The sequence below is a fragment of the Actinomadura kijaniata genome (assembly GCF_014138665.1).
Taxonomy (GTDB): Bacteria; Actinomycetota; Actinomycetes; order Streptosporangiales; family Streptosporangiaceae; genus Spirillospora; species Spirillospora kijaniata.
In genome coordinates this window covers 1,113,761-1,125,183 of the sequence record NZ_JACJIA010000001.1, presented here as the reverse complement: position 1 = coordinate 1,125,183, position 11,423 = coordinate 1,113,761, and the positions used below count along the sequence as shown (strand labels likewise).

Annotated in this window: 10 protein-coding genes; 3 read left to right on the top strand and 7 right to left on the bottom strand. The window is 75.3% G+C overall.

Annotated features, from left to right (window positions below; all coding sequences use genetic code 11):
• The first annotated feature begins 29 nt into the window (after nt 1-29).
• Nucleotides 30-818 (top strand): SDR family oxidoreductase, encoded by a 789-nt coding sequence (locus HNR61_RS05390; protein WP_182841901.1) that lies wholly within the window; start codon nt 30-32, stop codon nt 816-818.
• Here HNR61_RS05390 and HNR61_RS05385 read toward each other — a convergent pair.
• Nucleotides 815-1,282: a luciferase domain-containing protein gene (locus HNR61_RS05385; RefSeq protein WP_182841900.1), complete on the bottom strand. Its 468-nt coding sequence runs from the start codon at nt 1,280-1,282 to the stop codon at nt 815-817. The two genes, HNR61_RS05390 and HNR61_RS05385, sit on opposite strands and share 4 nt — an antisense overlap.
• Before the next feature lie 115 nt (nt 1,283-1,397).
• Between HNR61_RS05385 and HNR61_RS05380 the strand changes: the two genes are divergently transcribed.
• Nucleotides 1,398-1,772, top strand: a complete 375-nt coding sequence (locus HNR61_RS05380) for a winged helix-turn-helix transcriptional regulator (protein WP_182841899.1) — start codon at nt 1,398-1,400, stop codon at nt 1,770-1,772.
• 129 nt (nt 1,773-1,901) lie between these two features.
• Nucleotides 1,902-3,506 (top strand): alkaline phosphatase D family protein, encoded by a 1,605-nt coding sequence (locus HNR61_RS05375; RefSeq protein ID WP_182841898.1) that lies wholly within the window; start codon nt 1,902-1,904, stop codon nt 3,504-3,506.
• Between the two features lie 80 nt (nt 3,507-3,586).
• Here the strand turns inward: HNR61_RS05375 and HNR61_RS05370 are convergent, their stop codons facing one another.
• From HNR61_RS05370 to HNR61_RS05345, 6 genes are all read right to left on the bottom strand, one after another.
• Nucleotides 3,587-4,066 (bottom strand): GtrA family protein, encoded by a 480-nt coding sequence (locus HNR61_RS05370; protein ID WP_067829640.1) that lies wholly within the window; start codon nt 4,064-4,066, stop codon nt 3,587-3,589.
• 66 nt (nt 4,067-4,132) lie between these two features.
• Nucleotides 4,133-4,795: a PaaI family thioesterase gene (locus HNR61_RS05365; RefSeq protein WP_182841897.1), complete on the bottom strand. Its 663-nt coding sequence runs from the start codon at nt 4,793-4,795 to the stop codon at nt 4,133-4,135.
• Nucleotides 4,796-4,839: 44 nt separating this feature from the next.
• Nucleotides 4,840-5,712 (bottom strand): DUF6891 domain-containing protein, encoded by an 873-nt coding sequence (locus HNR61_RS05360; protein ID WP_182841896.1) that lies wholly within the window; start codon nt 5,710-5,712, stop codon nt 4,840-4,842.
• Nucleotides 5,713-5,760: 48 nt separating this feature from the next.
• A complete protein-coding gene (locus HNR61_RS05355) occupies nt 5,761-7,869 on the bottom strand; it encodes an ATP-binding protein (protein ID WP_182841895.1) in 2,109 nt (702 codons plus the stop codon).
• Nucleotides 7,870-7,980: 111 nt separating this feature from the next.
• Nucleotides 7,981-8,721 carry an ABC transporter ATP-binding protein gene (locus HNR61_RS05350; protein ID WP_182841894.1) on the bottom strand — a complete coding sequence of 247 codons (741 nt, stop codon included), beginning with the start codon at nt 8,719-8,721 and terminating at the stop codon, nt 7,981-7,983.
• Nucleotides 8,718-11,399 carry an ABC transporter permease subunit gene (locus tag HNR61_RS05345; RefSeq protein ID WP_182841893.1) on the bottom strand — a complete coding sequence of 894 codons (2,682 nt, stop codon included), beginning with the start codon at nt 11,397-11,399 and terminating at the stop codon, nt 8,718-8,720. Before HNR61_RS05345 ends, HNR61_RS05350 begins: the two co-directional genes overlap by 4 nt.
• Between the last annotated feature and the right edge of the window lie 24 nt (nt 11,400-11,423).

The following is an 11,423-nucleotide window of genomic DNA, read 5'->3' as shown; positions in this document are numbered from 1 at the left end:
CCTAGCGGCCGCTTGGTACGGTAGTGCGCATGATGCTCCAGGGCAAGGTCGCGGTGATCACCGGTGCGGGTCCCGGGCTCGGCCGCACCCTCGCCGTGCTGATGGCGCGCGAGGGCGCGGACGTGGCGGTGGCGGCGCGCGGCGCGGAGACGCTGGAGCGGATCGCCGCCGAGGTGGGGACGGAGGGCCGCGCGGCGCTGGCCGTGCCCACCGACGTGGCCGACCCCGCCCAGGTGCGGCGCCTCGCCGACGCGGTGATCGGCCGCTTCGGCCGGGTGGACGTGCTGGTCAACGCGGCGTTCCCCGGCACGCACCGCAGGAACGTCCTCGACATGGACGACGCCTGCCTGGAGCGGTGGCGCGGGGCCGTCGAGGTCGCCGCCTACGGGACGCTGCTGTGCTGCCGCCACCTCGCCCCGCACATGGTCGCGGCGGGTGGCGGCTCCATCGTCAACATCACCTCGATGTCGTCGCGCACCGGCTACGCGGGCCGCTCCGACTACGCCGCCGGGAAGGCCGCCGTCCACCTGCTGTCCCACTGCCTGGCCGACGAGCTCGGCCCGTCCGGCGTCCGCGTCAACTGCGTCGCGCCCGGCTGGATCGCCAGCGACGTCCTCGACGACTGGATGCGGGCCCGCGCGGCGGCGGAGGGGGTGACGTTCGAGGAGGTCCGCGCCCGGGACGTGGCGGCGATGGCGCTGCGCCGGATCGCGACCGAGGAGGACGTCGCCCGCGCCGTCGTCTTCCTGGCCTCCGACCACGCGCGGGCGACGACGGGCGCGACCCTCGACGTGAACGGCGGGCAGCTGTTCACCTAGAGGTCGTGGCCGGTGGCGTAGCGGTACGACGCGCCGATCACGGCCTCGGCGACCCGCAGTTCCCCGTCGGTGCGGGGGCCGTAGAGCATCACCACGTTGACGGTGGGCGAGTACAGCGGATGGCGCTCGCCCCAGCCCTTGTCGACGAGTTCGCGCTGGTCCTCCTCGGACAGGGCCATGTGCAGGCTGCCGTCGGCGTGGACGTGCGCGAACTCGGCGTTCAGCCGCGGCGGCAGCAGCACCGCGCCCGCCGGGGGCGCCGCGCCGTCCAGGAAGAAGGCCAGCGCCCCCGGCTCGGAGATCTCGCTGGGGCGGATCACGGCTTCGCGCAGGTTCTCGGTCATCCACCGCTTGAGCCGTTCCCGCACCTCGTCCGGGCTGTTCTGGCTGAGCTGGACGTGGGGCACCGACGGGCCGGTCCGGGGGCGTTCCCCGGCGCGGACGGGAAGTGTGAGCGCGGTCATGCCGTCGTCTCCCTTTCGATGGGCGGTCCTGACGAAAGGGAAGCTAACATCCTGCGTATATTAAGTTCCTAGAAGATAGTGGCTCTCCAACAGGAACCGAAGGGGAGGCGGCGCGATGCGCGAGCCGGTGGAGGCCGTCGAGGCGTGCCCGATCAGCCCGGTGGTGGACGTGGTGTTCAGCCGGTGGACGACGCCGATCCTGTGGGTGCTCAAGGAGCACGGCCGCCAGCGGTTCGTGGAGATCCAGCGGCGCCTGTCCGGCATCACGCCGAAGGTGCTCACCCAGCGGCTGCGGCAGCTGGAGCGCGACGGCCTCGTCATCCGCTCGTACCACGCGGAGATCCCGCCCCGCGTGGAGTACGAGATCAGCGATCTGGGACGCACCCTCGGCCCGGTCTTCTCCGTGCTGACCGAGTGGTCCGACGCCCACCTGGCGAACGTGGAGGCGGCCCGCCGCGCCTATGACGGGGCCGACCGGCCCGCCCGCTGAGGCGCCGGCGGCACGCCTCCGGCGTCCGCGAACACCCTCCCGGTCCGCCCGTCAAGCCGGTGAACAGTGCGTGACCTCTAGCGGCCGGACCTGTTGTCAATCGCGGAACGTGAATTACCTTCGGCGCTTGTGACCCAACTGAATCGCCGTGACGCACTGAAGATCGGCGGCGCGGGGCTGGTGACGGCCGCCGCCCTCCCCGGCGTCGCGCACGCCGCCCCCTCCCCCTTCTTCCGGCACGGCGTCGCCTCCGGCGACCCGCTCCCCGACGGGGTCGTCCTGTGGACGCGGGTGACACCGACCGCCGACTCGCTCCCCGGCTCCGGCAACGGCCCCCGCACCTCGGTGACCTGGCAGGTCGCCACCGACGCGGACTTCCGCCGGATCGTGCGCTCGGGGTCGTCGGCCACGGGCCCCGAACGCGACCACACCGTCAAGGTGGACGTGCGCGGCCTCGCCCCGGGCACCGCCTACCACTACCGGTTCGTGCTGGACGGCGTCGCCTCCCCCGCCGGCCGCACCCGCACCGCGCCCGCCCCCGACGCCGACGTGACGTCGTTGAGGTTCGGCGTCGTGTCGTGCTCGAACTGGGAGGCCGGCTACTTCGCCTCCTACCGCCACCTGGCGGCGCGCGACGACCTGTTCGGCGTCATCCACCTGGGCGACTACCTCTACGAGTACGGCACCGGCGGGTTCCCCGGCGACGGCGGGGTGGTGCGCCAGCACGCGCCCGCGCACGAGATCCTGACGCTCGCCGACTACCGGCGGCGGCACGCGCTCTACAAGACCGACCCCGACCTCCAGGCGCTGCACGCCGCCCGCCCGTGGATGGTCATCTGGGACGACCACGAGGTCGCCAACGACCAGTGGTCGACCGGCGCGGAGAACCACGACCCGGCGACCGAGGGCCCCTACGCCGCCCGCCGGGCCGCCGCGCACCGCGCCTACGCCGAGTGGATGCCGGTCCGGTTCGGCCCGGACGAGCGCATCTACCGCGCGCTGCGGTTCGGGCGGCTGGCCGACCTGGTCCTGCTCGACCTGCGCAGCTACCGGTCCAAGCAGGTCACCGGGATCGCCGTGGACGACCCGGCGCGCACCATCACCGGCGACGCGCAGATGGTGTGGCTGAAGGACGAGCTGTCGGGGAGCCGCGCCCGCTGGCGGCTGGTCGGCAACTCCGTGATGATCAGCCCGGTCGCGATCGGCGCGGTCGCCGCCGACGTGCTCGGCCCGCTGGCCCGGCTGCTGGGCATCCCCTCCGGCGGCATCGCCGTGAACGCCGACCAGTGGGACGGCTACACCGCCGACCGCCGGGAGCTGCTCGGCCACCTGCACGACAACAGGATCACCAACACGGTGTTCCTGACCGGCGACATCCACACGAGCTGGGCCAACGACGTCCCGCTGCACGCCGCCCGCTACCCCGGCGTCCCGTCGGTCGCCACCGAGTTCGTCGTCCCGTCGGTGACCAGCGACAACATCGACGACTTCCTGAAGGTCCCGCCGCGCACCGTCTCGCTGGCCGCCGAGGCCGTCCTGTCCGCGACCAACCGGCACGTCCGCTGGTCGGAACTGGACTCCCACGGCTTCGGCGTGCTCGACCTGCGCCGCGAGCGGGCCCGGATGGACTGGTTCTTCCTGTCGGACCGCACCCGCCGCGACGCCACCGCCGCGCGGGCGGCGACGTTCACCACGGCGTCGGGCTCGCAGCGCCTCACCCGCTCCTGGCTCTGACCCCCGGGCCCGGCGCAGGTGGGAGGCGCCCGATCCCCCGGGAGGCCCCGGTCACCGGCACGCCTCGTGAGGTCGTGCGCTCAGCCGGAGAAGACGAAGCGCCGGTAGGCCCACCAGCGGAACAGCATCGCCAGCAACGTGCCCAGCAGCATGCTGCTGACGAAGTCCGCCAACTCCTGGACCAGATGGCCCACCGCCGGGTGCTCCAGCCCCAGCACGTAGCGCGAGATCCACAGCGGGACGGCGTTGATGCCCATCGACACCGCGTTGACCAGCACGAACACCGAGAACTCGCCCCGGCGCCGCTCGGTCTTCACCCGGAACGCCCAGCGGCGCTGCATCAGGTAGGACAGCACGGTCGCGAACGCGGTGGCGATCAGGAACGCGGTGACCGGCTTGTGTTCCAGCACGGTGAACTTCAGCGCGTAGTTGATCGCCATCGTCACGACGAAGCACAGGCCGCCGGTGAGCCCGAACTTCACCAGCACCCGGTTCTTCACCAGAATCGGGCGGACGGGTTCGGGGACCTTGTCAAGGACGGCTTGGGCGGCGGTCGGCATGCCGGAACCCTACCCGTGATCTTGCTATGAAAGGTCCAAGTCCGGCATTCCGCCCCGGCGGGGCGTTCAGCGGGCGGGCATGACGAACATCGCCGTCGCCTCCACCGTCGTCCTCCCGTCGGGGGCGGCGATCGAGGCGTCCACCCAGGTCTTGCGGCCCTCGACGCGCGCGACGCGGGCCTCGGCGGTCAGCCGGACGCCGTAGGGGGTGGGGCGGCGGTAGCGCAGGTCGAGGGTGGCGGTCATGCCGGGGGTGCCGTTGGCGGCGGCCGCCACGCCGAGCAGCTGGTCGAGGATCATCGCCGACACGCCGCCGTGCACGAACGTCGGCGGCCCCTCGTACACGCCGCCGAGCGTGAACGCCGCGCGGGCCCCGCCGCCGGGCAGCGGCTCGATGTCCACCGGCGGGGCGATCGGGTTGAGGGGGCCGCTGACCGGGCTGGCCAGCGCGCGGCCGGTGCCGTCGTGGGAGCCGATCGGGGGCGCCTCGCCCCGGACGGCCGACAGCCGGTCGGTCAGCGCGGCGACCTCGGCGGACACGGCGGCGATCTCGTCGGCCGGAACGCGGGTGTGCACCACCGCGTCGGTCAGCGCCCGGACCCGGCCGGCGAGGTCGGCGAGCGCGGCGACCTGGTCGTCCGCCAGGGTGCGTTCGGCCAGGATCCGCCGGTCCCACACCTCGTGGATCCGGTTGCGCCGCGTCGGATCCGCCGTCCCGGCCTCGCTCATGTGCCCTCCCGCAGTTGACCGAACCCGATTCTAAGCAGTGCCGGTCACCAGTGGACGACCTCCAGGGGGCCCAGCTCGCCGAGGGTGACGCGGTCCCGCTCGGCCAGCGCGCGGATCACCGACACCGCCTCGTCGGGGGTGACGTGGCGGCCGTGGGAGCGGCGCGCGGCCCCGTCGGGGGCCTCCATCCACAGCCGCGGGCCCGGCTCCCAGACCGCCTGCGCCACCGCGCCCGACGCCCCGGCGCACACCAGGAAGCTGCCCGGCACCGGGACCAGGTCGTACAGCACGCCCCGGCACGCCGCGAACGACATCGGCTGCTCCTCCTCGGAACGTTCCCGCGCCTCGTCGTGGAACGACACCGTGAGCGGGCCGCGCTCCGCCTCCGGCGCGCCGGGCCACCGGTCCAGCCGCCCGTAGCGGCGCCGCCGCCAGGTCAGCGGCAGCCACAGGTCGCCGTCGCGCGGCACCGGGGCCGCCAGCCCGCGCCCGGTCAGCGCCGCCGCCACCTCCCCGGCGATCGCGGCCGGGTCCCCGGCGAGCGTGCCGTACACCAGCGCCAGCCCCTCGCCGCGCGCGGCGGCCCGCACGCCCCGCCGGTGGCAGAAGACGTAGCCGCGCACGTCCTGCGCCTCCACCGCGACGCCCCGCAGGCCGCACTCCCGGCAGCAGGTGTAGTCGGCGCGCGCGGCGATCCCGGCGGCGTCGAGGTCGCGGCAGGCGGCCAGGAACCGTTCGGTGTCGGTCATGCGGTCGCCCCAGCCGCGCTGTTCCCGCCGGTAGGCCGCGAAGCCCGCCGCCACGGCCCGCGCGGCGGCCGGGTGCTCCCCCGCCAGCCCGGCCACCAGGGTGTCGTGGTCGTCCTCGCCCAGCGCCAGCGCGACGCGCACTTCGGCTTCCAGCAGGTCATCGGTCACGCCGGGATTATGTCCACCGGGCGTGACGCCGCGGGCGCGGTCGGTGCGTTACGCCCGGTACCGGTCACCCGCGCCGAACCCGCCGCGGTGGGCGAAACGCACGGCCTCCTCCGGGGTCAGCGTCCGGCCGCGCCGGTGGTGGCGTTCGAACGCCTCGGCCCCCAGCGCCGCGCGGGCCTGCTCCTCCAGCCGCCGGTGCTGGGCGGCCAGCGCCCGGTCGCCCAGGTGCGGGACGCCGGTCCGCGCCGGGTACCGGGACGCCGCCCCGAGCAGGATCGCGCCCTCGGCGTAGCGCCGCCGCCGCGCCAGCACCCATCCCAGCACCTCGAAGCAGTGGGTGACGCCGACCGGGTCCCGCATCCGGTGGAACATCTCCAGCGCGGGCATCAGGTGCGCGGCGCAGGACTCGACGTCGCCCGCGAACCAGTGCGCCAGGGCGTTCATGTAGGAGAACCAGCCGCGCGCCCACGGCTCGCCGGGCTGGTCGGCCAGCAGGGCCAGGCCGGCCGCGCACTCGGCGGCCCCGGGGCCGGGCTCGCCGTCGCGGATGTGCAGGAACGCGCGCAGCAACCGGTGGACGACCAGGTCCCGGGTGAGCCCGGCCGCCTCGAAGATCGGCAGCGCCTCGGCGAAGGCGCGTTCGGCCCCGGCCCGGTCGCCCAGGAACGTGGCCGCCATCCCCAGCGTGCGCTGGACCCGCGCGTACCCGGGGCGGTCGCCGGCGCGTTCGGCGAGCTTGAGGCCCTCGGCCAGCAGCGCGTGCGCGGCCTCCCGGTCGCCCTGGGAGACGCGGAAGACCGCGTTGCGCCACAGCAGCCCGACGCGGCCGGGCGTCGCCTCGCCGGTGACCGCCAGCGCGCGGTCCATCCAGTGGCGGCCCTCGGCGAAGCGGGACCGGCCGATCCACACGTGCCACAGGGCGTTGAGCAGGCGCACGCCGGTGGCGCGCTCGCCGGGCACCGACAGGCTGTGGTCCAGGGCGGCGCGCACGTTGTCGCGCTCGGCCTCCAGCCGCCGCACCCAGTCCAGGTAGTCGCCGGTCAGCCAGCGGCCGGCGGCGGCCTCGGCCAGGCGCAGCACGCAGTCGCGGTGGCGGCGGCGCAGCGGCCGCACGTCCTCCACCAGCTCCAGCCACGCCGCGCCGTACTCGCGGACCGTGTCGAGCATGACGTACCGGTCGGGACCGGCCCGCTGCACGATCGACTTGTCCACCAGGCCGACCAGCCGGGCGACGACGCTGACGCGGTCCAGGCGGTCGTCGGCGCACACGTCCTCGGCCATCGTCAGGTCGAACCCGCCCGCGAACACCGACAGCCGCGCCCACAGCAGCCGCTCGTGCGGTGCGCACAGCTCGTGGCTCCAGCCGACGGTGGTGCGCAGCGTCTGGTGGCGGGCCTCCTCGGAGGGTCCGTCGCCCAGCGTCCAGAACAGCAGGTCCAGCCGCCGCATCAGCTGCTCCAGGCTGAGGGTCCGCAGCCGCACCGCCGCCAGCTCGATGGCGAGCGGGATGCCGTCCAGGCGGCGGCACAGCAGCTCCACGTCGGCGCGGTTGGCGCGGGTGACGGCGAAGCCGGGCACGGCCTCGGCGGCGCGGGCGGCGAACAGCGCGACCGCGTCGCCGCTTCCCGCCGGGGCGTCGTCGCCGGCGGGTCCGGAGACGGGTACGGCCAGCGGCGGCACCGGAAGGACGCGTTCGCCGAGCACGTCGAGCGGCTGGCGGCTGGTGGCCAGCACGCGCACCTCCGGGCAGCCGGCGAGCAGGGCGCGCGCCAGGTCCGCCGCGGCCCCCACCAGGTGCTCGCAGGTGTCCAGCACCAGCAGCAGCCGCCGCTCGCGCAGGCCGCCGGCGAGCAGGTCGACCGGGATGGGGGCCAGGCCGTCGCGCACCCCCAGGCAGGCGGCGACGGTGTCGGCCAGCAGCCCGGGGTCGCGCAGGCCCGACAGCTCCACCAGGCGGACGCCGTCGGGGAACGCCGCGGCGGCGTCGCGGGCGGCGCGCAGCGCGACGCGGGTCTTGCCGACGCCGCCGGGCCCGGTGAGGGTGACCAGCCGCGCGGCGGCGAGGGCGTCGCGGACCCGCCGCAGCTCCCGCTCGCGGCCGACGAAGGTGCTGGGCTCCGGCGGGAGGCCGCCGTGCGGACGCCACGATCCGTCCATCGCGCCTCCTCCCGCCCGCCGGGGAACCGCTCCCAGTATGGAACGCGTCGCGCGCCGTAACGAGCCCTTCGCGGCGATGTCCGTATCCGGCTCCGTCCGGGAGGGCCGGGGTCAGCCGAGATAGGCGGCGCGGACGACCGGATCCTCGCGGACGCGGTCGGGCGGCCCGTCGGCGATGACCTTGCCGAGGTCGAGGACGACGACGCGTTCGCACGCCGCCATCACGAACCCGACGTCGTGCTCGACCAGCAGGACCGTCGCGTCCAGGGACGCCACGACCGAGGCGAACAGCGCGGCCTGCTCCTCGTCCAGGCCGGAGGTGGGCTCGTCCAGCAGCAGCACCGCCGGGTCGTCGGCGAGGGCGCGGGCCAGCTCCACCATGCGGCGGCGGCCGATCGGCAGGTCGGCGGCGTAGGAGCCGGCCAGGTCGACGATGCCGCAGCGGTCCAGGACGGCGCGGGCGCGGTCGCGGCGTTCGCGCTCGACGCGGCGGCGGCCGCGCCAGCCCACCAGGTCGGCGGCCAGCCCTCCCCCGCCGCCGCGCCACTCCAGGGCGGTGAGGACGTTGTCGAGCACGGTCAGGCGCCCGAACACCTGCGGGCGCTGGAAGGTGCGGCGCAGCCCCATCCGCGACCGCCGCACGGCGCTGAGGCCGGTCACGTCCCGCCCGTCGAGCAGGACGGTCCCGGTGGTGGGGCGGCGCAGGCCGGTGACCACGTCGAACAGCGTGGTCTTGCCCGCGCCGTTGGGGCCGATCACCCCGCAGGTCTGGCCCCGGGGAACGGCGAGGCCGACGTCCGACAGCGCGCGCACGCCGCCGAACCGGACGCCGACGTCCCTGACCTCGATCATCGTGCTCCCCCGATCCCCAGGTACGCCGAGGTCAGCCGGTCCTGGTCCACCTGTTCGCGCGGCCCGGCCCAGGACACCCGGCCCAGGCTCATGAACGCGACGGTGTCGGCCAGGGCCAGCGCCTCGCTGGCCTTCTCCTCCACGATCAGCAGTGCCACGCCCCGGTCCCGCAGCTCCCCGAACAGCGCGAAGACCTGCTCCACCACCAGCGGCGCGAGGCCCAGCGACGGCTCGTCGGCGATCAGCACGCGCGGCGGGCGGACCAGGGCGGGGGCGAGCGCGAGGATCTGCTGCTCGCCGCCCGACAGCGCCCCGGCGGCGACGTCGCGGCGTTCGGCCAGGCGCGGCAGGCGCGCGTAGACCTCCGCGCGGTCGGCGGCCGACGGCAGCCAGAGCGTCAGGTTCTCCTCCACCGTCAGCGCGGGGAACACGCCGCGCCCCTCGGGGGCCAGGTAGACGCCGTCGCGGGCGCGGCGGTGCGCGGGCCGGGAGGTGACGTCCCGGCCGTCGAGCAGGACGCGCCCGGCGGTGGGGGCGAGCGTTCCGGCGGCGACGGCGCAGGCGGTGGACTTGCCCGCGCCGTTGGCGCCGAGCAGCGCGACGACGCTGCCCGCCGACACGGCCAGGTCCACGCCGCGCAGCACGGTCGCGTCGCCGTAGCCCGCGACGATCCCCTCCAGCCGCAGCACCGCGTCCCCGCCGTGCGGGGCGGGCTCGGGCGCCGCGGCCGCCGCGGCGACGGCCCGCGCCTCGGCCCTGCGGTCGTGGCGCCTGCGGCGGCGGTAGCGCTGCTCGGCGAACTGGGCGAGCACGCCGTCGGGGTGCCTGGCCAGGATCATCCCGCCGAGCCCGAACAGGATCATGCCGACGTACTGGGAGTCGGTGACGTTGTCGAGCACCTCGGGGAACAGCGCCATGATCAGGCCGCCGAGGACCGCGCCGCCGACGCGCCGCACCCCTTGCAGGACCACCACGGCCAGCCACACGAAGCCGGTGAGGGCGGGCAGGTCGGTGGCGGTGATCTGGCCGTTGAACGTGGCGTGCAGCACCCCGCCGAGCCCGGCGATCCCGGACGCCAGCGCGAACAGGGTGATCTTGGCGCGGACGGCCGAGACGCCGACCGCGGCGGCGGCGGTGGGCGCGGAGCGGACGGCGAGCACGGCGCGGCCGGAGGCCGACCGTTCCAGGTTGCGGATCAGCAGCCCGACCAGGCCGAGCAGGACCAGCAGCAGCACCACGCGCACGCGCGGGTCGTTGGTGTCGCCGATCCCGAACGACACGGCGGGCAGCTTCCAGCCGACGGTGCCGTTGGAGAACGCGTCGATCTGGAAGAGCACCTGGTCGGCCAGCAGCGCCAGCGCGAGCGTCGCCAGCGCCAGCACGCGCCCGCCCAGCCGCAGCGCGGGCAGCGCGACCAGCACGCCCGCCGCGACCGCCGCGAGCACGCCGAGCAGGACCGCGACCGGGAACGGCAGGCCCTCGCCGAACGCCAGCCCCGCCGTCAGCGCCGCCAGCGCCGCGAACGACGCCTGCGCCAGGTTCACCATGCCGCCGATGCCGGTGACCACCACGAACGAGCAGAAGATCAGCGCGAGCACCAGGCCCTGCGCGACCAGCCCCACCCAGTAGTCGTCGCCGACCGTCAGCGTCCACGCCAGCAGCGCCGCCACCGACAGCGTCCACGGCAGGGCGCGCCGCCAGCGCGGCAGGTCGGCCAGGTAGTCGGGCGGCGGCGCGTCCTCGGCGATCGACCCGGCGACGCGCGCCCGCGACCGGCCCAGCACCAGCAGCCCGGCGAACAGCAGGATCGCCGGGACGGCCGTGCGGAACCCGGTGACCTTCTCGGCGAAGTCGGCGTACCCGGCGACCAGGTTCTGCACGACGCCGAGCGCGAGCCCGGCGGCGAACGTGACCGGGATCGACTGGAGCCGCCCGAACACCGCCGCTGTCGCCGAGGCGAACAGCAGCACCGTGAACGCGTTGGAGTCCAGCCCGAGCGTCGGCACCGCCAGCACACCCGCCAGCCCGGCCAGCGTGGACGACAGCATCCACGCCTGGGCGGAGGCGGCGTCGGCGTCCACGCCGCGCATGGTCGCCAGCCGCCGCCGGTCGACGGTGGCGCGCATCCGCAGGCCGAGCGGGGTGTGCCGCATGACCGCCCACAGCGCGACGGCCGCCAGCAGCGCCAGCGCGAACGTGGTGACCTGGTCGGAGTCGAGCGTCACCCCGCCCAGCGGGCTCCAGTGCTCCACCGGCCGGGGGCCGAGGCCGCGCGCCGCCGCGCCCTCGGTGACCTTCGGCAGGTCCGCGCCGGCCGTCTCCACCAGCACGTCCACGGTCCACAGCCCGAGGGCGGGCAGCGCGATCGTCAGGCCGATGGTCGCGACGATCTGCGCGGTCTCGCCCGCCGACGCCAGGCCCCGGAACATCAGCCGGTGCAGCAGGTAGCCCAGCAGCGGCGCGAACACGACGATCGTGAACGGCCCGGCGGCCCACACCGGCCAGCCGAGCCCGGCGGTCAGCTCGAAGAACACCAGCGCGGTGAGGAACCCGACGGCGCCGTGGGCGAAGTTGAACACCCCGGTCGCCGCGTACGACAGCGTCAGCCCGGACGCCAGCAGCGCGAACACCGCACCGGTGACGAGCCCGCTGAGAACGTAGCCGATCAGTTCGGTCATGGCGCCGCCCGGTCTGGACAGAGG